Genomic DNA, 25,604 nt, shown 5'->3' on the forward strand with positions numbered 1-25,604 from the left:
TTTACCAAGGTTTTAAACTAGCGCCATCTATTCGTCCTACAGAATCTTACGAAAATGATATTCCATCTCTCCAGCCAAGGCTGCCGGAGTATCACCTGTTACTCGGAAATCATGGGTATAAATCGTTTCAAACGGCCCAAAATCCGCTTGTTTATAAAACTCAAAGCAAGGGAAACCATCATGCGCTCCTTCGATTTGAACAAGCCCATCCCTTTTCGCAGTTACCGACAATAAGTAGTCAACCGGAGGCGCATGCTCATTCAGGGGATTACTCGCACTTGCGCTCATTTCAAAGCTAACTTCTTCATCCGATTTCCATACCATATTCCTGCATAAAATGCCCACTGTACTCGCTTTTCCTTTTCGCAGCTGAATCGATCCATCAGGATTCGTGATCTTCTCTGTTGTAATTCCCGTATTCTGATAAGAAAAAATTTCTTTTTTCATAAAGTCTACGACAACCTCTTGCTCGACTCTGGACCGCTTGGTGTTAACGGCATAAGGGGTAAATTCACGCGAATCGCCTTCGAATTGAATGATTTTTCCTGTTTGCGGATCGGTCCTTGGTTCTGTCCATGACAGGGGGATAAATACACTCGCTCTAATTTTGATCAGGTTTACCATACATTGGCACCTCCATGTGTTATTGTTCTTCTAAGACAAATATGTGATGTTTTGGTGCGGAATGAACTCAATAAAGATATCTTCAAATTCTTTACAATCAGCCAAATTGGACAGATTCATGGGGGCTTGTATCCTTTCTACGCCCGTCTTCGGATTCACCAATAAATAATACGCCATGAGCAACGCTTTTCTACAATGATCCTGGTTTGGTTCACGCACGAGAAGCTCGCAGATGGTAGCTGTTCTCTTCTCCTCGTCATATTGTAAGGCGAGATGATAGTCCCAAAATGGTATGGAGCTTTTACTCCCAGCAGAACAAACAATAGGGAAACGAGCATGTACAAATTGATTGATGATCTCATCTACTTCATCTGTGCATACCTTCTTCATTTCGTTATCAACGCAGCTTATTCCTTGATGAATCACCAGATAATAAGGCACATTCAATAGATGCTCCCGAAATCTCTCTATTAATTCCCCGCGCAAAAAAATAGGACCTATCACGATAAAGTCCCCCTCATTTTGGTGTGACTGTACTTCCTTTTTCGACACGTAGAAATATTATCCTATTTGTGCCTCGTTTTCTAAATCGCCTTTTCATGACCGCCATGTTATGATTCAAAAAGATAAGAATTATCCAGTGATTACCATAAATAGACTCACATGACATCGAATGAGCAAGGTGGGATGATGATGTTGCAAGAGAATGCCAATCTTCACGCTCCAGACAGATGTATTTTTCTCGTTACTGGGATTATGGCTTCTGGTAAATCAACAGTAGCTCAGTTACTTGCTGAAAAGCTAAATCGAGGCGTTCATCTCCGAGGTGATTCGTTTCGACGAATGATTGTAAATGGCAGAGAGGAATATATGCCCGAACCGTCAGAAGAAGCCATTCGTCAGTTGTGGTTGCGCTACAAAATAACAGCCTCTACGGCAGACACTTTTTTTGAAGAAGGATTTAATGTCGTTGTACAGGATGTTGTGATCGGCCCCTTTTTGAGCGAATTTGTTGAAATGATTCGGAACCGTCCGTTGTATGTTGTAGTACTCACGCCAAATGAAAAAGTGATTGAAGAGAGAGAGGCTTCCCGTTCCAAATCAGGGTATGGTGCGTGGACGATTCCCCACCTCAATAAAATCTTGCAGACCGAAACACCAAAGCTCGGCATGTGGATCGATTCTTCCGAGCAGACACCTCAGGAAACTGTCGAGGAAATCTTGCAGATTGCTTGTCGAAATCCCCATCGTGCAACTCAGCTGCCTTGAAACTGGATGATCTCCCGCTATCCATGAAAAAACCTGAGTTCGGTGAAATCCCGAACTCAGGCAATCAGATGGTCTAACTGCTTACACTGCGTACATCGTTGGCCAGAAGTACTCTACGCCTTCCGCGTACAAGAAAGCTTGGAACTTTTTCAGCTCATCAGGAGTATTTCGGACAGCGCGTGGAGTCAGGCCGTATTGCAAGCAATAAGCTGTCAAATAGCCAGCTACTTCACCGACGTTCCACTCTACTGGGTGGAGACGGAAGCATCCATTTGTAATATGCGTAACCCCAAGATTTTTGCCCGCTGGCAGCAGGTTATTTACACGCACGGGGATTAAGCTGCCCAACGGAATTTGGAACGGATAGGTAGACACATCAACGTAATTGCGGTTTGCCGTGCTCGGATGCAGGTCGATTCGGTAGCTGCCGACCCCAACGGAATCATGGAAGGCTTCTGCTTTGCCTGTATTGCGGACGAATGCACTCACATGTTGCTCCAATACGGTGAATTCGGCTTTGATCCGGCGGGATTCGCGAATATAAGGATACATCGCCAGTCCATCCTCTGTTCCCATTACATCCTTGCGCAGTCGCAGGCCTGGATACCCTTGTCCACCATCTGGGCGAGGAGCCTCAGTTTGCATCCAATACAGAAGGGAGAGACTTAACTGTTTACCGCCGTAGAGGTGACGCTGACGCTCTTCCTCTGGCACATCAATGATCGAGCCGAGCCAGTAATCATTTTGCGGCCAGTTAACGGTCGTTACGCCGCTCTTGTACAATCCGGTTTGGAAGTTTTTCGGGTCAGCAATCTGACGATACGTGAAGAGCGGAAAATATTTAGTACCCGGGAACAGCTCATATCGTACAGATTCAGCAGTATTTCGCGGATTGGAGCCTGTCCAGCTGAGTAGCTTGTCCGGCCAGAAATCTGCTTTGTAGTTTCGCCAGAAGTCATACGTTTCCGGTTTGGTAATCGTATGATTTTCGCCCTCCAAATAATCCATGGCAAAGCAATACGTAAACGCCTGAATATCATTTGGCTGCGGCGGCCCGACAACAGCATTTGGCTCTCCTGTTTGATCGACTGATTCAGCGCCAAGTACGTATTCTACCCCGGCTTGTGGGAGCACATCTCCACATTCTGTCGCATCCAAGAAATAAGGTGCTACCAATTCATGAAAATCATGATGCTCCTGATCTTCTACTGTGATCGACAGTACGTTATCGCCAGCCATGCGAACGGCATGCAGTTTGTGATTCGTCAGAATAGTAAGTCTACCACTATTAATATAAGGAGCAAGCATCTGATAAAAAACAGCGAGCGCTACTTTTGGTTCATGGCAAAGGCGACTTACAGAACCATTACCAGGGTCAAGATTCGGGATGACACGTGCTTCTGCCGTCATTGGATAATGGTTGCGATAATAGTCGCGCACGCTGTCACGGAATGTACGATAGCTTCGCGTGCAACCAAACTGTTCGATCCATGGATGCTCATCTGGCGGTACGGCTTGGCTCGTAAATTGACCGCCAATCCAATCGGTTTCTTCCGTCATAATGACTGTTTTTCCAGATTTCGCTGCTGCCAGTGCTGCTGCGCAGCCACCAGTACCTCCTCCAATAATTACCACATCAGCATGAAGTTCTCTCATTCTTCTTCCCTCCATATTTTCTGATTTTTGGTTGTTCTTGCCAATTAATACGCAAAAAATGACAATACGTTACAATTTTCGCAAAAAAACTAAATATTTTTTCTATTAGTTTCTACTTGTGCAAACTTTGACTCTGTATCAGTGCCTCAAATTTGCCTCGGAGTTGCTGCCCCTTTTCATCCCCTTCCTGCTGTCTCTTGCCAAGCCAGCATTCCACATCTCCACCCTGAATCTTGTGTTTTTGGGTGAGATTTTCTTTGCAAAGGCACCAAAAACAGGAACGTACGTTCTTATATAAATATATAAGAACAAGATGCGAACAGTCAAGGAATTATTTCCTTTTCTTTCTATTATTTGTAGAATTCTAGGCGTAGATAGTAGGCCAGAGTGAACGTAAGCACAAAAAATCCCTCCAGCTCGACTTTCTCCAGCATGAAGGGATTTTTGAATCCTCTTTATTTAAACAAATTAATCGTGGTAATAATGATCGGCATTGCGAACACATCAATCAGGAAGGCACCTACGATCGGAACGACCAGGTATGCTTTTCGCGAAGGACCAAACCTTCCCGTTACAGCCGCCATATTCGCCATTGCGTTTGGTGTAGCGCCCAGTCCATGTCCTGTAAAGCCTGCGACCATGACTGCGGCGTCGTAGTTTTTGCCAAGCAAACGGAACAGGACGAAAATCCCAAACAAAACGATGAATACTACTTGAACAAACACGATCACGAGCATTGGAAGCGCAAGATCTGCAACTTCCCACAGCTTAATACTCATCAGTGCCATGGACAGAAAAATTCCAAGCGTCACGTCACTGATCAGGTTGATTCTCTTCATGTCGATTGCCTTTGGATTGAGCTTGTCTACAATGTTACGGACAATCACCGCTACAAACATCGCTCCCACATAACCAGGAAGAACAAATCCGGTTGCAGTCGAGAACAACTCTCCCAAATACGTTCCCAATGCCATACAGAATGTAATCAAGAGGACTTGGATGAAGAAGGTATTCGAGTTAATCGCTTGTCCTTTTTCTTCTACTGCCTCCACTACTTCTTCCGTTTCCGTCGGCTTCAGATCGTATTTGGCAATCAAATATTTCACAGTCGGTCCGCCAACCAAGCCCCCTGCTACGAGACCAAAGGTAGCTGCTGCGATCCCAATCGCCAACGCAGATTGAATGCCCATATCCTCAAGCGTTTGTCCAAAAGCGCCAGCCGCTCCATGTCCACCTTCCATGGAAACAGCCCCTGCCATCATCCCGATCAGTGGATGAATGCCGAACACTGAAGCCAAAGACACACCGATTACGTTTTGCGCCAAAGCCAGAAATCCACAAGCGATCCAGTAAATAACGAGCAGCTTACCGCCAAGCTTGATCAGCTTAAAGCTCGCTCCCAATCCAACGGTAGTAAAGAACGTGAGCATGAATAAGCTTTGCAAGGAAGTATCCAATGTAATTTGTAAAATTCCGGTCGCTTTCAAAGCCGTTGCAATGACAGCGAACAACAAGCCCCCAACCACTGGTGCCGGGATACAAAACTTTTGCAAGAAACTAGCCTTTCTTACGAGGAATGTACCTAATACGAGAAGTGCTACTGCGAGAAAAATCGTCGTTACTTGATTAAGTGCTAACGTCATAGTTGTCTCCCCTTAGTTGTTCTCTAGTAATCCCATGATGGCTTCATTCGTCAAGTAAGCACCTAACTTTACTGTTCTTCCGTTTTCATCTAAAATCGGATTCACTTCACAAATATCAAAAGAAAGCGTTTTCTTATGAGCGGCAACGGTACGGATCAAAGTGCGGACAACCATTGGTGTTAAGCCAAAAGGAGATGGAGCACTTACCCCCGGTGCAAAAGCTGCGTTTAAAACATCTGTACATAGCGTCAGCATGACATGATCGTGTTTTTCAATGAATTCGCTTACAGATAAAGTAATTTCATCCATTCGTGCGTCTGTCATCTCTTCTTCATACACATAACGGGCACCGAGCTCATCTGCTTTATCAAATAGCTCCTGCGTATTTCCGAAACGCTGAATCCCCAACACAAAATAGCTGCTATTTTTGTCATGCTCTAGTATTTGCCGAAACATCGTCCCCGATGAAGGCTGAACTTCATAGGAACGCAAATCGAAATGAGCGTCAATATTGATGATTCCCAGAGAAGCCTCTTTTCCAATATGCTTTCGAACACCTGCGTAATGACCATACAATGTCTCATGGCCTCCGCCTAAAATAATGGGCGTCATGGATTTGGAAAAGATTGCAGAGACGGCGTTCCCCAGTTCTTCCTGGGCAGCTTCTAGCTCTTCGTTTGGACAAGCAACATTCCCCACATCAACAATCCGTTTCCCTTCCTCAACCTTCCAAGGAAGGCTTGCAAGCGCTTGCCGAATTGCGTTTGGAGCTTTGGCTGCACCTAATCGTCCTTGATTGCGCCTCACTCCCTCTTCACATTCAAACCCAATGATAGCGACTGTGCGATCCTTGGCAGCTTGCAATGTATCCAAGTCCGTTATTTCTACAATCTGATGGTAACGAAAACTGCTTCGTCTCTCCGTATGGTCAGTCCGGCCGGTCCACAAATCTGCTGATACATTCTTTGGCAAGCTATTCATCCTTTCTGAACCTTTTGTTTATTGATTATATAATGACAAACTTATTATTTCTAATATATAATTTAAATAAATTGATAGCTTGAAGCTATAAATAAGGGTAGGCGATCCAGTTGGACATCAAACATTTGCACTATTTTGTGACAGTTTGCGATCAGTTGAGCTACTCCAAAGCCGCACAAAAACTGCATATTTCACAGCCTTCCTTAAGTAACGCGATTAAAAATCTGGAGCAAGAAGTCGGCTCTCCCCTGCTCGAGAGAAACACGAGAAAAATGGAATTGACGGATGCTGGTAAAATTTTGTATCAGAAATCGTTGGTGCTTCTTTCCCAAATGAACATGTTGAAAAAAGAGATGGAAGAAGTAAAGCTGACCGGCAGCGGAGATCTCATCATCGGCATCATTGAGTCCGTGAAGCACTGGATTCCAAAAGTCATTCGCGGATATCAGGGGCGTTTTCCCTCTATTAACATCAAGCTAATCGAGGTGTTGAGCGGAAAAGCTGTAAAGGAATCACTGCGGAAGTATCATACGCATTTACTCATAACCAACCAATTCACCGATGAAGAAGATATCGAATTATTTCCCCTGTATGATGAGCGCTTAATGCTGGTGCTGCACAAGGATCATCCACTTGCGCAAAAGGAAACGGTTCGATTGAAAGACTTGGCTAGTGAGCCATTCATCATTAGTACAGAGGGATTTCAGACGAGAGAGGATATTCTAACTGCCTTTTCTTTTGAACAAGTCAACCCGCAAATCAAATTTGAGATTGAGCGATTTGAAACCGCGTTAACGTTAGTGAGGGAGAATCTCGGAGTTACGATTATTCCGGAGAACTATTTGTCCGGATCAACAGATGCTTCGCTTGTTCGGAAAACGATTGATTCGCCTGCGTTGGAGCGGACAGTTTATTTGGCGTATATGAAAAATCGTTATTTGTCCCCAGCGGTGCAGGCTTTTTTGGAGGAGGTTCGGGGGAAGTTTCCATCCCGGTGATCGTTGCGAAAATGACTCCATAAATCAATTTCACAATTCTCTCCTCTTTATATATAATTGGGAAAGTCTTGAAAATATTCAAAAGCAGGTGATCCTTTGGTTCAAGTAGGCGATGCCCCCTCTACCTTTTTTGTGTTTCTCCCGATCCTTCTCATCTTATTTTTGAACGTGATTAATATTGTCATCAGTATTTGGGTATACCGTGATGCAAGGAGACGAGGGAACAGCAAGGAGTTCTCCATCATCGTGCTTGTTGCGTTATTATTTTTTCCGATTATAGGGTTGATTGTTTATTTGTTGATTCGGAAAGATAAGTATTGAAAAGTAAGGAATTCTATTTTCCTTACTTTTTTATTTTCTAGGAAAACCAAACTCCATAGAAATATCCCCTGGAAGTGAACAATCGGTCGTAACAATGCGGTTAGGAGCTCTTCTTTCCGATAAAAAAAAGCAGTCGAACAGGGATAACCTTCCTGCTCAACTGCTTGCTAAGAAAATATGATTAGTCTCTCGTTACATTGAGGATCAGATCGTTATCAAATCCACCGATTGAGATGTCAGAATAGCACTTGATCATTTCTGTTAGCATCACCTTGGCTTCCAGTCTGGATAGTGGTGCGCCCAGGCATAGGTGGCAGCCCTTTCCAAAGGACAAGTGCTTATTGCTATTAGGTCGATGGATATCGAATTGATCTCCCTGTGCAAAAGTATTTTCATCACGATTGGCAGACCCGAGCCATGCCATGACGATTTCGCCTTTTTTCATCAGACTTCCGAACATATCCGTATCTTCTTGAACCTTGCGCATCAAAACCTGTGCTGGCGGACGGAAGCGCAATACTTCCTCGATTGCTTGATCTACCAGTTGCGGATTCTCTCTTAATTCACGATATACGCCTGGTCGATCCAGTAAAAAGCAGTAGAAAACACTGAACAAGAGCGTACTTGTCGTTACATTTCCGGCAAGCAGCAAGCTGATTGCAATATCAATAATCTCACGATCAGATAGTTTTTGACCTTTATATTCTGTTTGCGTTAAATCGGAGAGGAAATCTTTTGCCGGATTCTCTCTTTTTTCTTGAATGATCGGAGAGAGATAAACGGCCATTTCCTTCATGATTTCTTCCTTTTTGAGGTTAATATCCTCATACGTTTCGCGGGTCCCGGAAGAGATGAGAACATCGGACCATTGTTTGAACAGCATCCAATCACTGGACGGTACACCGAGCAAATCAGCAATGACAATCACCGGCATCGGGGTTGCAAGATCACCTAAAATTTTGATGCTTTGCTTTTCTTTTACTTCCTCTAGCAAATGACGTGAAATTTCTTGAATACGCGGCTCCCACTCCTGGAGTGTTCTGGTTGAAAATGCCTTTGTATAGAGAGCTCTCCTTTTTCCGTGATCAGGCGGGTCCATCTCTGTGATCCCCTTTTCTTTCAATGCGAGGGAACCAGCGATTCGTGTGCCTGTATCGCTTGAAAAGAGGTGATAATCGGTCAGCACACGCTCTACATCCGCATACAGAAATACGTTCCAAACCTGTTGCTTTTCATCGTAATGTACCGGGCTATTTTTTCTCATTTCTGCATACCAGCCGTAGGGTTCGAACTGTTGTTGCAGATTCTCGGCACCTGATATTTCATTAGGAAATACTACTTTATTCATTTTATTCACTCCTTATCTAAATGGGTAAGTAATTGCTGCAAGCTGGCTACTCTCGGTATGACTTGATTTCTTCTACCATGGTATCCAGGAGTTTTTCTATTAACCCAATGTCTGTGTTCGATTCAAAGAAGGAAATGTTGAGGCTTATGCAATCTTGATACGTACTGACTCCAAGCATCAGTCCTGGTGCGTAATAGGCTGGCGATACGATATACGCACCTGCGACTTTCACATCATCGAATGATATCTGACTAGTACCAATCATACCGAAATTTGATAATATTGGTGTGCTGTTTCCATCCGCTACGATTTGTTTTCTTACATCCTGTATGATCTGCAATGTGTGTTGAAACTCAAAATTTTCCACAAAGGCAAACGTGTTTACCGCATCATGCAGAATCTCTTTGTTATCGCGTTGACTCTTCATGAATTCCGCCACTTCTTTCACCTTATCTGCAAATGTCCCTGTTGCTTGATTCATGGAGGCGTGAACAACGCCGGATAAGTTGTAAATGGCGTCCGCCTTGCCCGTGGGTAAGAATTTTCTTACATTAACCGTCACCATGACTTTGACCTGCTCAGCTGGAACATTCTCCATTTGTTGATATAAAGCTCGCATGTAGGTAGCCAGTAACACATCATTTACCGTGAACCCTTTTTGTTTAAATCCTTGCGCTAGCTCCAGCCACTCTTCGCGCGGTATTCTGCGAATGGCTTGTCTCCTTTTAGCTGGTTCTCCAAGCGTAAAAGGAAGTGTTGGTCCCTGGGGTTCTGGAGCTTGCGGCATCCCGCCATTTGGGATACCCATCTCCTTGAACAAACGGCTCTGATCCCTGCCCTCAGGGTTTGACTTGGGAACGTAGCGAGGGTTTTTGGCAAGCTCACTATATAGCGAAGCTAACAAGTGAACATACTCTATCAATCCTGCACCATCACTGCATAGATGATTCAATTTGATGCAAATGATATCTTTGGTTGAGGTCCGCAGAATACGAATTTTGACCATCGCATCAGCATCGATGTCTATTGGGCTCGACAGCCACTCCTGTATAGCTTTCTCTTCGGAATCGGACTCACTGAGAAGTTGCAAGGAACACCAACCGCTTGACGCCAAATCGCTGCGTCGCTCCCAATAGGGGCGGACTGGATCTTTTATAAAGCGGCAACCAATGATAGGTTCCGCAATGGTGCTTGCCTCCATCGCTTGAAGCAATCGCTGTTGATTCACATGTCCGTCCATTTCCAGCACCATTTGAAGTTGGCAATCGGAAAGATAGCTGACCATGTAATTAAACCTGTCACTTCCGTTTGCAGGCAGTCGTTGTGGGATTGCCATATTCTGATTGACCTCACTGACATTCATTTACTACACATCCCTTCAACTACAATTTTTGAAAGAAAAATAGTCAGGAAAAAACATCCTGACTGTCCTTTTTATCAGCAAATCTTAGGGCTTCTATCGAATGGAAACCTTGTATTCCTCTAACCACATATTTATCTGGACGAGGTATTCGATCAGCTTCGTTGATTGAGCTAGATTCATAGGTGCTTTTCCATCCAGTACAAATTGGATCACAGACTTATTAATCAATGGTAGTAGAGGCGAATTAGGGTTCGCTAAAATTTGTTTCATATGCTCCAAAATCGCATGGTAATACTCTGGGTGATAGGTCATCGGATATGCGCTTTTGTTGCGGTACAATACGTCATGCGGCAAATATCCTTTGTACGCTCTGCGAAGCAATCCTTTTTCGATTTGATCAATATTTTTTACTTTCCATGGAACATTCCATAAATATTCAACCAGACGGTAATCACAATAAGGAACACGTACTTCAAACCCCGTATACATACTCATTCGATCCTTGCGATCCAATAGCAACGGAAGAAACCGTGTGATAAAGAGGTACGACATTTTGCGCTGTTGAGCTTCCAATGCTGTCTCCCCTTCCAAAGGGTGTACCTCAGCAATCCCTTCTTCATACCGCCTGCGAAGATATTCTTGTGGGCGAATCTTTTCGATGGCTTCTTCATTTAAAAAGGAACTCCACCCGTCATGCTCCATCCAAGGGAATTTTCCTGAATTCAAGAATTTCTCCTTCTGAAACCAAGGATACCCGTTAAACACTTCGTCTGCCGATTCACCTGATAGCGAGACAGTCGCTTTTTTCTTCATTTCCCGGCAGAACAAATAGAGCGAGGTATCCGTCTCCCCTAATCCCGGTAGATCACGCGCTCTCAACGGCATATGAAAATGAGTAATCAGATCTTGAGCGTTGAAGGTAATCTCTTGATGCCTCGTTTGTACATGCTCTGAGACTGATTTTGCCCATGGCGCATCCAAGCTAATATGCAGCAACCCTTCTTCAAAATGCTGATCATTGTCAACAAAATCAACCGAATAGGTTTGCAACGTCTTCCCTTTTTTACGAAGCTCTTCAGCAGCTAAAGCCACCAAGCCACTAGAGTCCAAACCGCCAGACAGCATACTAACCAAAGGCAGGTCAGAGATTAACTGGCGTTGTACCGTGTCTTGTAACAGGGCGCGTATTCTTTCTGTCGTTGTATCCATATCATCGGTATGCATCTTGCTCTCAAGTTTCCAGTATGGCCTTGTCCTGATTTGATCCTTCGTGACTGTTACACAATGTCCAGCTCGAATCTCATTTACATTGCGGAAAATGCCAAATCCAGGCGTTCTCGCCGGACCGAGTCCGATAATATCTGCTAACCCATCCGCTTCTACTTCAGGCTTCACTTTTGGATGGGCAAGCAAGGCCTTCAGTTCGGAGCCAAACAAGAACGAGCTCCCTCGTTGGCAATAAAATAATGGTTTTACACCTAAGTGGTCACGCGCTAAAAACAAGCGATGATTTTTTTCGTCCCAAATGGCGAATGCAAAAATCCCATTGAGATGACGGACACATTCCTCTCTCCATTCCAAAAAAGCGTGCAGTAATACTTCCGTATCAGAATTGGTTTGAAAGGAGTGCCCAAGCATCTCTAACTGGCGGCGCAGTTCCAAATAATTGTAGATTTCCCCATTAAACGATAAGACACACGTCTGATCTCCTTCCCGGTAGATCATTGGCTGCTTGCCGCCTTCTGGGTCGATCACGATCAGGCGCCGATGCGCAATCGCTGCCCGGGGAGACAACCAATATCCCTCTTCGTCTGGTCCGCGGTGTTGGATCGCTTGAGCCATTTTGTGCAAAATAGCATGCTGGGATGACAAATCGTCATCCCAGTCAAGCCATCCCACAATTCCACACATAGTAACCTCTCCTCTTGTTCGCAAATTTAGTGTTGGGGATGATACGTTATCGCATTGACTAACTCGCTTACCTTTTGCTCAGGGTTCGCTACCAATCCTTCTAAAAGAGCGTTCAAGTGCTGCAGCATACTGCTAATCTCCTTATCGTTGAAGAAACGTCGATAGTAGTTGATATGCAGGACCAGCACTTGTTCATAGAAAAGGATTTCCACTCGTAATGGATGCTCTGTCTGAGCGATCGACTCATAGATGGTAGCACCGAGGACATCATTAAATCCTCTAAACACGGAAGAGAAATCTGGGAGCTGTTCGCTTACCAGATAACTGTCAAATAAAAGCCGATCTCGTGGAATATCGCACCACTCGTATATATTTTTCAGCGGTGTGTATTCGTACTGACTCGTCTCTACTACCTTGGATTGCATGTTTTGGAGCCAAGACAAGAACCTCATGTTTTGCTCGATGCTCACGCGAATGGGCAGAATATTGAAGAAAAGCCCGACAGAATGCTCGACTTCCATCATCGCTATGCTGCGGCCGGAGAAGATCGTACCAAATACAACGTCTTCCTTGCCGCTATAATGATGGAGCAGCAATGCCCAAGCCCCTTGTACCAATGTATATGGCGTCAGATGATACTTCTTGGACAAGGATAAGAGCGCCGAGGAGACTTCTGGCGATACGATGAACCTTTCTTGAGAATAGGGAGGCTCTTCGGCAGAAATATCCTTCCTGCTCATTTGCGCCCATTCAAGAGTGGACCTGGTCATTCCTTTCAGATTCTTCTTCCAAAACAGCTCGGCATCCGTTAAGTCCTGCTGTTTTTGTTGCGCAACATAATCCCTATAAGGATATACAGGCACAATATCAATCGCCTTCCCTTGGGAAAACGCTTGATAATATTCGAATAGTCTCTTAACGATCAACGTATAGCTCCAGCCATCCTGCAACATCAGGTTGAAGACATAAATAAAGTAGTAGACATCCTCTCCTACTTGAAGCAGAGCAAGATGCGCATGTGGTGCTTGGCCCATCTCAAATCCTTGTTGTCTCAGCTTTTGAATATAGGATTGCAATTGTTCATGTTGATTTTCTTCCGGAATGCCCCGCCAATCTTCCTGTTTGATGTGGATATCCACTTTCTCATGCACGATCTGCATCGGTTCATCCAGCTCTTCCCAGATGAAGGATGTTCGCAATGCAGGGAACTGTTGGATGAGATGCTGCCATGCCTGCTCAAAAGCAGATACATGGAAAGGGCCTCCCTCTATGCGAAAAGCATGATGAACCACATTCAAACCAGGCTCTGGATGATGTTTGTATCGATAAAGCATATTCTCTTGCATAATCGTCAGCGGATATACATCCTCCATGTATGGGTTGTCTACTACTATCCTATCCAACTGATGTTTCTCAAGAGTTGGTAACTCTACTACTGTTGCCGTTCGCTTCGCACTTTGGGTGGAAGCCTCACCTGCAACCTCTGCCAGTTCAGCTATGGTCTGGAATTGGAAAATTTGCTGTGGAGTCAATTCCAAACCGTGTTGTTTTGCTCTCGCAACCACTCGAATGGTATGAATGGAATCGCCACCCAATCCGAAGAAGCTATTATGTATGCCAACCTTATCCAAGCCCAATATTTCAGCCCAGACATCGGCAAGAATTTTTTCCGTCTCCGTCGTCGGTGGTACAAAATCTCCTTCCATCTCTGGCACTTCCATAAGCGGCGCAGGAAGCGCTTTGCGATCCAATTTTCCATTCATGTTCACTGGCATTTCCCTGATAAACTCAAAGATAGACGGAACCATGTAATCTGGCAGCTTATCCCGTAAATAACTGCGCAGCTCTGGAATGAACTGGCGAGCAACTCTGTCTGTCAAAGGATCGTTCGCATACGTTTCGATCGGTTGGTGGTTTTTCGCTGGACGGTGCCACGCGGTGACCACTGTGTTACGCTGTCTTTTTTCTAGTAAATGCTCAGGTCTGAGCACAGCTTCATAGCTGCCATCCCCTCTATCACCCATCCAAGCGATATCCACACGGTATCGTAGCTCAGCGCCCAACTTCCAAAGCTCCTCAGGGTCTATTCCAGTGCCTGGATGGTTCTGATCTGTTCTCAGTTCTTCCACCGTTTTGAGAACATCTCTGTCAGCAAGCAATGACTGGTATCGATTCGCCCTGTCCAACCGCAGATTAGGGATATTCGTAAGACCTAAGATTTGCGGTTTATACTTGGTCATGATTTGACGAAGCCCATCAATATTTTGGATTCGCTCCTCATGCCAATCCAGCCATGAAAAGTCCTCAATCGGCTGCACTTTTTTGCCGAGATGAAGAATCACATCATAGCGATAGCGAGTTAATTCATTATGATGACTTCCACGCTTCAACTTGATTTCTACATGGCTGATTTGATGTAGCTGCTCTTGAAGCGCATAGAAAAAGGCAGGATCGATAACCAGCTCCTGCTCTTGTCTCATTCGCTTCTGCACGCGGCGCTGCAATTGATCGGTGGTCAACGTCGCCGGTGACTTTTCCATCTCTACCTCAGTGAGGAAGGTTTGCAGTAAAGAAAGATTACGAACATCACCGACAAAAATTGATCCTTTGTCATTCATGGAGTGTATGGCCTTTTTCAGCACATCCAACAAGTAGCTCGCATCTGGGAAATACTGCACCACAGAGTTGAGCACGATCACATCGAACTTCTGTCCCTTTAGTCCACTAAAATCATCCGCATAGCTCTTACGCAGGGTGACATTGGATAAATCCTCTCTTTGGTTGATCAGATTCGCAGTAATATAATCCAACGCCATCGACGAAAAATCAGTTCCCCAATATTGTTCACAATGAGGCGCAATTCGGGATAACAACAGCCCTGTACCGCACCCGATTTCGAGTACCTTTTTCGGTTGCAAGGCAAGGATACGATCAACCGTCGAATTGACCCATTCACGCATTTCTTCCGCTAAAAGAGGCTGACCCGTATAACTGCTATTCCAGCTGGTAATGTTGAAATCGGCCTCATATTTATTTTCATCATCATAGGCTTTATCAAAGACATCCTGCCATTCTGATACCTGTTCCGCAGGAAGTGCTTCTTCTTCTGTTGCCTTTTTCAGTTTTTCCTTGGACTGTGAATCTGGCACGATATAAGATACCAACTGCTTATGCCCTGGTCTCTGCTCGGATTCATGAACGATCACAGCCGCTTTTTGTACATGTGGATGTTCATCTAATACAGCTTCAATCTCACCCAGCTCGATACGGAACCCTCTTAATTTGACCATAAAATCAATGCGGCCCAGATAATCGATTGTTCCATCCGACATGTAACGTGCCAAGTCACCTGTTTTATAAAGGCGCGCTCCCTCTTTATTGCTGAATGGATCAGGGATGAATTTTTCTTCTGTCAGCTCAGGTCGGTTATAGTATCCACGAGCCAGTTGCACACCACCGATGTGTAGCTCTCCAGCAACACCGACGGGAACAGGATTCAGGTGCTCGTCTAACAGATAGATTTGGGTGTTCGCCACAGGACGTCCAATCGGCACGGATCTTAGCTTGCTTCCTTTTTGACATGCCCAGTAGGTGACATCAATCGCCGCTTCTGTAGGACCATAAAGGTTGTGCAATTCCGCATCGAGACACTCGAAAAAGCGCTCCTGCGTTGAATAAGATAAGGCTTCCCCACTGCAAATGACTCGTCGCAGCGTATCGCAGCCGCTAATTTCCGTCTCCTCCAGGAATACTTGAAGCATCGAAGGAACAAAGTGCATGGTGGTGATTTTCTCTTTTTTGATCAGGCGTGCCAAATATGTCGTATCTTTGTGACCTTCTGGACGAGCTACTACCATGCAGGCGCCCGTCATTAACGGCCAGAAAAATTCCCATACCGACACATCAAAGCTGAAAGGCGTCTTTTGCATGACCCGATCGGTTTCATTCAGCTGATATTGTTCCTGCATCCATAAAAGTCGGTTGACGATACCGCGATGGGCATTCATCGCACCTTTTGGCTTACCAGTAGAACCTGAGGTGTAAATCATGTACGCCAAATTGTCGCTGTTGACTCCGCTTGCAGGCGCCACATGGCTCTCCATGCTGATTGTCTCCCAATCTGAATCGAGACAAATTAGTTGTCCATCGTATTCAGGGAGTGTGTTCTTCAGCCCCTCCGCAGTCAAGAGGAAAGAAGGATTCGCATCCGTGATCATAAAGGCAACCCGATCTTGCGGATAGCTTGGATCTAGGGGAACGTAGGCGCCGCCTGCTTTGAGGATACCTAACAGCCCAATGACCATCTCAAAGGAGCGCTCCATATAAATGCCCACAAGCGTTTCCGCTCTTACGCCCTGTTTTCGGAGATAGTTAGCCAGTTGATTCGCCCGTTGATCCAATTCCTTGTAAGTGAGTGGCACCTCTTCAAAAATAACGGCTGGCGCATCTGGAGTTTTGGCAGCCTGCGCTTCGATAATTTCATGAAGGCACCTATCTTGTTGTGGGTAGTACGTCTTCGTATTGTTCCATTCAACCAACAGCTTTTGCTCTTCAGCAGCGGTCAAAATCGGCAAATCTGAAATCGGCTGGTTCGGATTCGTGACAATACCTGCCAGCACGATTGTAAAGCTTTCTAACATACGACTGATTGTCGATTCATTAAAAATATCGGAATTGAACTCAACGTCTAAGTCAAGGATATCCCCTTTTTCTACAACCTGAATCCAGAGGTCAAACTTGGATGTGTTGTTACGGAACTCTTCAAATTTGACCAAAGAAAAGCCTAGTGCAGACATGTCCGATTTTTTCGGCATAGGAAAGTTCTGCAATACAAAGCAGACTTCAAAAAGTGGATTTTGACTCATATTACGCTCAGGCTGCAATTCATCTACCAATCGTTCAAAGGGTACATCTTGATGCCTGTATGCGCTGTTCGCTGTTTCTCTCACACGTGACAACAGCTCTCTAAAGCTACGGTTGCCGGAAACATCTGTTTTGAGGACCAACGTATTTACAAAAAAGCCGACCAGATTCTCCATTTCCACGCGGTTGCGGTTCGCTACGGGCACTCCCACCCGGATATCATTTTGCCCGCTGTAACGGTGCAACAATATCTTTAACGCGGTGATCATGACCATATACAACGTGGCATTTTCTTGCTCGCTCAGCGCTTTTATGGCATGTGAAAGGGAAGAGGGAATTTGTAGTTTTAGGCTCCCTCCTTGAAACGTTTGGATAGGCGGTCTTGTACGGTCTACTGGCAGCTCTAGCACGCTGCTATCTTTTCCAAGGGTTTCTCTCCAGTAAGAAAGCTGTTTCTCCAGCACTTCTCCTTGAAGCCACTCCCGCTGCCAGCTTGAAAAATCAGCGTACTGGATCGGAAGCTCAGGCAATGGTGAGGGCTTGTCCGCAAGATAGGCCTGATAAAGCAGAACCATTTCTCTGAAGAAAACCCCGACTGACCATCCGTCAATGATGATATGGTGAACGTTCAAAAGTAAAATATTCAAATCCTCGCCGAGTTTGAATAAAGTAACACGCAACAAGGGTCCCTTGGTTAGATCGAAAACATACATGCTTTCCTCTTTTGCGAGTCGGCGAAACTCATCCTCCCTCTCCGCCTCGGGATGTCCTGTAAGATCGACAATAGGAAAAGGAATTTGCAAGGCAGGAGCAATTAGCTGATACGGCTCTCCGTCTGCGACTTGAAAGGTGGTTCGCAGGGCTTCATGACGCTTCACTATCTCATTAACGCACCGCTCCATGATGTTTGTGTGAAGCTCACCCGATAGATGGAAGGCAGCCACCACATTATAAGCAGGACTGTTTGGTACCAACTGGTCTAAAAACCATAGTCTCTGCTGGGCAAAAGAGAGGGGCACGAAGCCCTCTCTTGAACGCCGCGGAATCCCAGTCTTTTTCGTCTCCTGTTTTGAGCCTTTCAGCTTCTCCAGCAATGCCAGTTTCTTCTCGGAAAGCTTCGATCTGCTCTCGGCAAGTATCTCATCTCTTGATTTAGCTGATTCCTTATCATTGATCATCGGATTGCTCCTTCCCACATGTTGATTCTGCTCCCTTTCTTCTAGAGGAATTCATCAGCTTAATAGCTCCAAAATCGCCTCTTCTGGAAGTTCATCAATAACAGCAATCAGTTCCTCTTCAATCAGCTCCGCCATTCCTGCAACGGTTGGCGCCGAAAAGAGATTGTCTAAATTCAAATCAACCGGGAAGCTATTCTTCAATCTGGAAATAATCTGAGTGGCCATGATTGAATCACCGCCCAAGTCTTGGAAGTTTTTGTGGATATCAACCTTTTTCACACCAAGTACCTCTTCCCAAGCAGCAGCAATTTTTCGGACTAGTTCGTTACGTGGTGTATCGTCTTCGTCTGCATGTATGACATCATGATGGATAACCGAGTTTTGGATTTCTGTCTCCCTCACATCAGCTCCTTCTGTCTGAACACGAGTTACCTCAGTTAAGTTGGCTATGTCTGCTGCTCTGTGTTCGTGCTTTTCTGCTGTCTGTTCGGAGGTGGCTGCTGCTTCTTGATGGGTACGGCTGCCTACGACAACTTTGGGTAAACGGTATCGTTCCTTGGCAAAAGGATAGCTTGGCAGACCTGATAGACGGCTCACCATTCCTTTTGGATAGAGAGCTCCCCAATCTATTTCGTTACCATGAACCCATATCTCCGCCAGCTTTTTGATCTTCTTGTTCAGAGCGAGATTGCGGATAAATTCCCTTCCCTCTTCTGTATCGCCGATCTTGATTCCGCCCGTTTTGTTTATTTCTCCGATAAACAGATCAGACGTTTTCGCCCCATTACTTTGTATGAATTGCTCTAACTGCGCAATCAGCTGTTCTTTACTGTTGACCACGACTGCTACTCGATGAGACATGGATTCCTTTGCAGTCTGATAGGTATAAAGAAAATCTGCTAGTTTCACATCATGATGCCTTTCTATAAATGCCTTTGTTTTCTTGGCATAGGCTACTAATTGTTCACGTGATTCAGCTGACAGCACGAAGACTCCCGTCGCTATCTCTTGACCCTCAACAGGAGCAGCGGATCTGGCCTTGCTTCTATTAAACTCTTCGATCACCAGATGAGCATTGGTGCCGCTGAAGCCAAAAGAGCTGACCGCAGCCAAACGAGAGCCTTTGGAATTGGTCTGCCAATCTTGCAGCTTGGTATTCACATAAACAGGGCTGTTTTCAAAATCAATGTGTTCATTCTCTTTGACAAAATGGATCGACGGAGCCATTTTCTTGTTTTTCATACTGAGTAACACCTTGATGACACTCAACACCCCAGCCGCTGCTGTGGTATGCCCGATATTGGCTTTCAAAGAACCAATTGCGCAGAATCGTTTCTTCGGCGTGAATTGGCGAAAAGATTCACTCAGTGCATGAATCTCAACAGGGTCCCCTAATTTGGTCGCGGTTCCGTGTGCCTCGATATATTGAAGGTCTTCCACATCAATCTGTTTTTTCGCGTAAATGGATTTTTGCAGGTCGCTTTGCGCTTGGAAGCTAGGCACGGTAATGCCCAATGTCCGTCCATCCTGATTGGTTCCACTGCCACGGATGACACCATAGAGGCTGTCGTTATCCCGTAATGCATCTTCCAGTCTTTTTAAAATCACAACGCCAACGCCATCCCCAACGACAATGCCATTGGCTCCATTGTCAAACGGGCGGCACTCCCCTGTAGGAGATAGCATCCTTGCGTTACTCATTGAGATAAACGGAGCGGGATGGGAATAAATCGTAATTCCTCCTGCGATAGCAAGATTAACCTCTTCCGTCTTTAGCTTTTGGCAAGCAATATCGATTGCAACTAAAGAGGATGAGCAAGCTGTGTTCACAGCCAGAGCTGGTCCTTTTAGGTCAAGGAAATAAGCAATGCGCGAGGCGAGTATACTCGTATCCGATCCGAGCATGCCAAAATGAGAAAAATCTTGTTCTACCGTCATTCCCGCCATTGCGCCAATGACGGTTCCAACGGGTTGTCCTCGCAGCATGGACGGGGTATAACCTGCGTCCTCTAGCGCTTTGTAGCTCTCTTGTAAAAGGATGCGCTGCGTGACATCCATCGATTGGGCTTCGGTAGGAGAAATTTTGAAAAACGCTGGATCAAAATATTCAATATCCTCCATCGCCCCGTATTTAACCGGAATATCGCCGAGTGCATTTTCTTTGAAAAAGGCGCGCCAGTCTGGATTGGTCACTTCTCTGATGCAATCTTTGCCCTGACTGACAAGCTCCCAGAACTCATCTTGCCCCTTTGCACCTGCTGTGCGGCAGGAAATCCCAATGATCGCAATATCATCGGAAGCTACTTTAGGCGGCTCGTAGGCAATATTCCGCGTCGAGACTCTCTCTGTATAAGCAGGCTTCTCTTCAAGATTTCCATGATTTTGGATAAACGATTCTGTCTGCGCTGATTGGCGCTCTGGTAGATGAGTCGCGATGTAGCTCGCCAATGCTTCTAGCGTATTATGTTCAAACACTACACTTGTCGGTAGTTTTAGATGAAACTTGCTATTGATAGCTTCGGATAATTGAACGGCATTGAGCGAGCCGATTCCCAATTCCTTTAGGGATTCCACATCTTCCAGCTCTTCTTCTCTCAAGCCTAAAACGGTCGAAAAGACCTCGATTAGGCTCGCTTTGATTTTTGTCCGATCTGGAATGGACTGATCTATCGACAAATTATGTTTTTGTCCAGAATATTCAGATGATATTGGTTGATTTTGAGCATCCGACACGAATGGTTTATTGGAATGGAGCTGGCTAGGCTCGTCTTGCTGCAATTGGCTAGCAATATAGCTTGCCAATGAATCTAACGTATTATGTTCAAACACAACGCTGGTCGGTAGTTTCAGATTGAATTTACTGTTAATCATTTCGGATAAGGCAACGGCGTTAAGAGAGCCAATTCCTATATCCTTCAAGGTCTCTACTTCTTCCAGTTCTTCTGGTTGAAGACCTAAAACGGCGGCAAAAGCCTCGACTAACGATTCTTTGATTGTTTCGCTATTCCAATGAAAGCTGTGGTCATGCTGATTTGGATGAGGGAGAGTTCTCATTTGCTGTTTCGGATAAGGAATATAACCGCTGTTTACCATTTCCGCTAATGCTTCTGGATAAGCTCTTTTCTTCGTTATTTTGCTGGCATTCCATTCACAACGCTTCATGTACGCAAGATGCGGAGCCTTTTTCAACTTAAACAAGCAATAGCTGATCCACCCTCTTTCAAGAGAGATAGATTGATTCACCGTGTTGATATACAAATTTTGAACAGCTTTAGGCAGATGCTTGATGTACTGTTCCACGTCAGGATCATGTAAGGCATTAGCAATCTGCGGCGATACGTCAATGATTTCATCGATCACTAACTGATGCTCCGCTAAAAGCTCACTCCATTCTTGCACGGTGGGAATGCTGACTTCTACGTTCTGGTCTACGATCGGTCCTCGCGTATTGGCTATGTAATCGATCAACAGAACGGTTCCCTCTTCGTTCAGAGAAGAGGAGATATTTTGAAATAGTCCATGTTTATTTCGAATATGGAAGCTCACTTCTATCCCGACAATGATGTCGTAGAGATCGGGAAAGGTATCCTTGGAGCTGTCTTTATTGAATATTTTCGCACGAGCTCCCAGATTTTTCTGCGCGATTCGTTGATTGCCAAGCTCTGCTTGCGCCTTGGTAATCGTAAATCCATGGGTTTCAATATGCGGATAGAGCTCTGCTATTTGAATCACATCTGTCCCGTGACCGCATCCAAAGTCCAACACTTTTTGCACACGAGAGAAATTTTCTTTGTAAAAAAGTACTTGGCGCATCTCTACTTGCTTCTCTCTTACCATTTCTCTTTCCAACGGATATTTTTCCGGGTTCAAAATGACACGGCTCATTGAAAAGCCTGGAATCTTTCTTTCAAATGGACATACAGTCAAGTAATCCTCCGAAAACTCCGCTTCGCTGCTGTTGGCGCTATATGTGTAAATTTCAACGGCTTTGTTTTCGAATTCTGGCTGAGTGGATGTCATGCTCGTCTCCCTCCTAGAGCGATTCGTTTGATTGCGTTCTATCCAGCACGTTCTCCTCTTAAATGGATAGGTTGGGAGCTTAGCTACTCGGGATAACTCCTTCCCTTCATGCAGCTTCTGCCACGGGATGGGATTGCCTAGAACCCACAATTTTGCTAGTTCTCCTACATCTTTTGATTCGATTGCCCGCGTAACCCGGTCTGACATCAATTCTTTGTTTTCCTTTAGATCGCCAAAAAAGCAATGTTCCGCATCTTCTTGATTTTCTAACCAGCGTTCCAGTTGCTGGTAAAGCTCTGTTTGACTTTTGGTGATGACAGCCAAACGGCAAGGCATTTCTTCTCTTCCGATTTGAAGGGTGTAAGCTGTATTCGTTACATCGATATGCTGGTTCTTATGCAAATAACCAATCCAGCGGTGAATGTATTCTTGCAATCTCTCTTTATTCTTAGCCGAAAAGACAAACAGCTCAGAATCTGAATCGTTTACTCTACTAGATGATGAGAGCGTTTGGGCTTCTGGATTGTGGTTGTATTCCTCAACGATAAGATGGGCATTCACTCCACCGCCGCCAAAGCTGGTAATGCCTGCTCGCCGGGGGACTGTCTGCCCATCTACAGTGACCTGCTTCCATTCCGATACCTCTCGCTGCAATTGGAATGGGAGTTGATCAAAATGAATATTCGGATTCAATTCGTCAGGAATCAGGGTTGGAACCAACGTCTGATGCTGTAATGACAAAATCACTTTCATCAGCTGCGACATGCCGGAAGCCGATTCACAATGCCCGATATTCGGTTTAACCGAACCGAGTCGATAATCCCCTTCTGTTCCTTGACGGTTGTGAAAAGCTTTCGTCACTGCTGTCATTTCGACGGCATCGACTATGTCTGATCCATAGGCAGAAGCTTCCAGATAACTAATGGATCGAGGATCCAGTCCGCTTTCTTCCAAAGCCTCTTCCATCACATCTGCAATTGGGATGGGGCTTGGTGTCATGTAGCTATTGGCTTTACCCTTATGGTTGACAGCGGTTCCGCGTATCACGGCATAGATATGGTCTCTATCCTGTACAGCCTGATCGTAATCCTTGAGAACAACAGCCCCTACTCCCTCGCCAGGCACAAAACCTATTCCGCCGTTCCCAAAGGCAGCACTGTCAGAAGTATGCGAGATGAGCTGTCCCACAGTCAGACCGAAGTACGTAAGCGGATGGGTGTACAGATTCACCCCACCAGCAATCGCCATGCTTCCCTTCCCGTTTCGGATGTATTCACATGCTTCATGAATCGCAACTAAAGCTGAGGAACACATCGTATCGATCGGCATACTTGGACCCTGTAAGTTTAGATAGTAGGAAGCCCGATTGACCATCGATGAATACGAGGTTGTCGGAAAGTGATGGGTGGTTTCCGTGCTATACAGATGAAATCCTTGTTTCGTAATGCCACCAAAAACCCCTGTTCGCTTGCGGAGCTCCGCAGACATTTTCGATGAGGCATATCCTGCATCTTCTAACGCCTTCCAACACTCTTCTAAATAGAGGCGCTCTTGAGGGTCTATATTTTCTGCTTCTCGCGGAGTCATCTGAAAGAATAACGGATCAAACTGATCAAATTCTTCTAAGAAGGCACCCCATTTGCTATAACTTTTTCCTTGGGAAATGGCTTCCTCCCGATTTGGATGATAATATTCTGTCCAATCCCAACGCTTTGCTGGGATTTCTGAGATAGCCTTTTTCGCATGCAGTAAATTCTCCCAAAACTCGTCCAAGTTATTAGCTTGAGCAAAACGCCCACTCATGCCAATGATCGCTATTTTACCGGAGGTCGCAGGCTTGGACGCCGTCATTTGCGAACGAGAAGATGGCGCAAATGCTCTCGTTTTTCTTAGGTTTTGTTTCCCTTCGGTTTTCGGCAATGGAGCAAACTCAACATGATCTTCCGTTCGATTTAACTCCTGCTCCTGCTTGTGATCATCCAATCCTGTGAGCGAAATCAGCGCTTCTCTTTGTGTCTCTAGTAAATGCTCGACTAAGTCATCTACCGTCTGATATTCAAAAAACAAAGTACCGCTGATGGTTTCGCCGAAAATTTTCCGAAATTGATTGATCAGTTGTACAGATAAAATGGAATCCATACCGTATGCCTCTAAAGGCTCGGAAGCATCCATTCGGTTACTCGGCATCTTCAATGTTTCAGCGATTAGCTGTCTGATGTATTCCGTACTTTTTTCGCGCAGGACATCCTCGATTTCCCTTCCTTTAGGAGCGGAAGGTATATTCACTCTCTTTGCTTTTGGCTGTTCAGCATGTATGTTTGGCTTCGGTTTAGGCTGTTGTCTTTGCTGTTGGCGAATCACGCCGTCGCTTTCGGTAACAATAATCTGCTGCCCCATCGCGTGCGCCTCTTCTGTTGGGAAAAAGACCGACTGAAATCCTTCTTCCTCCAATACTCTCTGCCACGTTGACGAAGATAACCCAGGGCAACCTGAAAGACGCAGCTCTGGGTCTTCGTACAGCCACCATCCCTCCAACAAACCAAAGGTAAGATGGAGGAAGATGGTGTTCTTACTCATTTCATTTAGAAGAAGTAAGCCGTTCTTTTTTAGAACGGCTTTCGCATTACGTACGGTTTGGCGAATATTTTTAGTGGCGTGCAGGACATTTGCTGCGATGACAATATCATACGCGCCCAGATCCACTCCTTGTCCCGTCACTGACTCTTCTACGTTTAAAATCTGATAGGTCAAATAAGGATTGCTTGGGCCATACTCTTTTTCTGCATGCATGAAAAAGGCTTTGGAGAGGTCTGTGTAGCAATATTCCTGGATATGCTCTTCATACGTCTTTAGTTTTTGGAAAACGAAGGCACTCGTTCCCCCCGTACCTGCACCAATCTCGAGAATGCGAATTCGGGCTGCAGAATCTTGGTTCAGCCGTTCCTCCACAAAAGCAACCACTGTATCAGCAAGCACTACATTGAAATAGTCGGAAACCATGTTATTTTTGTATACCTTCTCGACTAATTCCATCGACGAATTGGGAAAGATGACCTCTGTGGCCCGCACTTTTCCAGTGAGAATTTGTGGTAAAGCACGCAAGGTTGCCTCGACTAGCTTGACTTGCGCATTCGTATCCGAATTTTTTAGCCAGACTTCTTTTTCTTGCTCCCATTCTTGCCAGACAGCCGTACTGGAAATGGGAGCAGTATCGATCACGGTAGATGTTGCGCTATCGTAAACGAGATAATCATTCCGGGCCAAAACAGAAGCCGTTTCTTTGAGCCACATGTCGTATAAGTCAAGCAGACCGCTTTTTCTTTTGAGATCGCTAAGCGCTTGATTCTTTTCCGTAAAGCAGCCAAGCGACTGCATTTGACCCCACAATAACTTTAAGAGAAGCTCGTCCATTTTGTTCATTCTAGGCAC

Annotated in this window: 13 protein-coding genes; 3 read left to right on the plus strand and 10 right to left on the minus strand. The window is 45.2% G+C overall.

Annotated elements, in window-relative coordinates; all coding sequences use genetic code 11:
- Positions 1-36 precede the first annotated feature (36 nt).
- Together ACM6JA_RS10290 and ACM6JA_RS10295 are read right to left on the minus strand one after the other, a co-directional pair.
- A complete protein-coding gene (locus ACM6JA_RS10290; RefSeq protein WP_414852191.1) occupies positions 37-624 on the minus strand; it encodes a DUF3238 domain-containing protein in 588 nt (195 codons plus the stop codon).
- Between the two features lie 30 nt (positions 625-654).
- Entirely contained in the window at positions 655-1,128 is a 474-nt protein-coding gene (locus ACM6JA_RS10295) for a hypothetical protein (protein WP_414852192.1), read from the minus strand.
- A gap of 159 nt (positions 1,129-1,287) precedes the next feature.
- Here ACM6JA_RS10295 and ACM6JA_RS10300 point away from each other — a divergent pair, with 159 nt between their 5' ends.
- Positions 1,288-1,893, plus strand: coding sequence for an AAA family ATPase (locus tag ACM6JA_RS10300; RefSeq protein ID WP_414852193.1), 606 nt, complete (start codon positions 1,288-1,290; stop codon positions 1,891-1,893).
- 81 nt (positions 1,894-1,974) lie between these two features.
- On the opposite strand, the gene ACM6JA_RS10305 is transcribed toward ACM6JA_RS10300, so the two are convergent.
- From ACM6JA_RS10305 to hutG, 3 genes are all read right to left on the minus strand, one after another.
- Positions 1,975-3,549, minus strand: coding sequence for an FAD-dependent oxidoreductase (locus tag ACM6JA_RS10305; protein ID WP_414852194.1), 1,575 nt, complete (start codon positions 3,547-3,549; stop codon positions 1,975-1,977).
- A gap of 455 nt (positions 3,550-4,004) precedes the next feature.
- Entirely contained in the window at positions 4,005-5,192 is a 1,188-nt protein-coding gene (gene gltS, locus ACM6JA_RS10310; RefSeq protein ID WP_414852195.1) for a sodium/glutamate symporter, read from the minus strand.
- Between the two features lie 12 nt (positions 5,193-5,204).
- Positions 5,205-6,173, minus strand: a complete 969-nt coding sequence (gene hutG, locus ACM6JA_RS10315) for a formimidoylglutamase (RefSeq protein WP_414852196.1) — start codon at positions 6,171-6,173, stop codon at positions 5,205-5,207.
- Positions 6,174-6,283: 110 nt separating this feature from the next.
- Here hutG and ACM6JA_RS10320 point away from each other — a divergent pair, with 110 nt between their 5' ends.
- Positions 6,284-7,171, plus strand: a complete 888-nt coding sequence (locus ACM6JA_RS10320) for a LysR family transcriptional regulator (protein ID WP_414852197.1) — start codon at positions 6,284-6,286, stop codon at positions 7,169-7,171.
- 96 nt (positions 7,172-7,267) lie between these two features.
- Complete coding sequence (locus tag ACM6JA_RS10325; protein WP_414852198.1) at positions 7,268-7,492, plus strand: PLDc N-terminal domain-containing protein; 225 nt, start codon at positions 7,268-7,270, stop codon at positions 7,490-7,492.
- Positions 7,493-7,673: 181 nt separating this feature from the next.
- On the opposite strand, the gene ACM6JA_RS10330 is transcribed toward ACM6JA_RS10325, so the two are convergent.
- From ACM6JA_RS10330 to ACM6JA_RS10350, 5 genes are all read right to left on the minus strand, one after another.
- Positions 7,674-8,840: a cytochrome P450 gene (locus tag ACM6JA_RS10330; RefSeq protein ID WP_414852199.1), complete on the minus strand. Its 1,167-nt coding sequence runs from the start codon at positions 8,838-8,840 to the stop codon at positions 7,674-7,676.
- A gap of 46 nt (positions 8,841-8,886) precedes the next feature.
- Positions 8,887-10,203, minus strand: coding sequence for a condensation domain-containing protein (locus tag ACM6JA_RS10335; protein WP_414852200.1), 1,317 nt, complete (start codon positions 10,201-10,203; stop codon positions 8,887-8,889).
- 93 nt (positions 10,204-10,296) lie between these two features.
- Positions 10,297-12,114: an asparagine synthase (glutamine-hydrolyzing) gene (gene asnB, locus ACM6JA_RS10340; RefSeq protein ID WP_414852201.1), complete on the minus strand. Its 1,818-nt coding sequence runs from the start codon at positions 12,112-12,114 to the stop codon at positions 10,297-10,299.
- Positions 12,115-12,140: 26 nt separating this feature from the next.
- A complete protein-coding gene (locus ACM6JA_RS10345) occupies positions 12,141-18,155 on the minus strand; it encodes an amino acid adenylation domain-containing protein (RefSeq protein ID WP_414852202.1) in 6,015 nt (2,004 codons plus the stop codon).
- A 54-nt stretch (positions 18,156-18,209) separates the two neighbouring features.
- A complete protein-coding gene (locus tag ACM6JA_RS10350; RefSeq protein ID WP_414852203.1) occupies positions 18,210-25,595 on the minus strand; it encodes a beta-ketoacyl synthase N-terminal-like domain-containing protein in 7,386 nt (2,461 codons plus the stop codon).
- Between the last annotated feature and the right edge of the window lie 9 nt (positions 25,596-25,604).

Source organism: Brevibacillus sp. IT-7CA2 (genome assembly GCF_949767855.1).
Taxonomy (GTDB): domain Bacteria; phylum Bacillota; class Bacilli; order Brevibacillales; family Brevibacillaceae; genus Brevibacillus.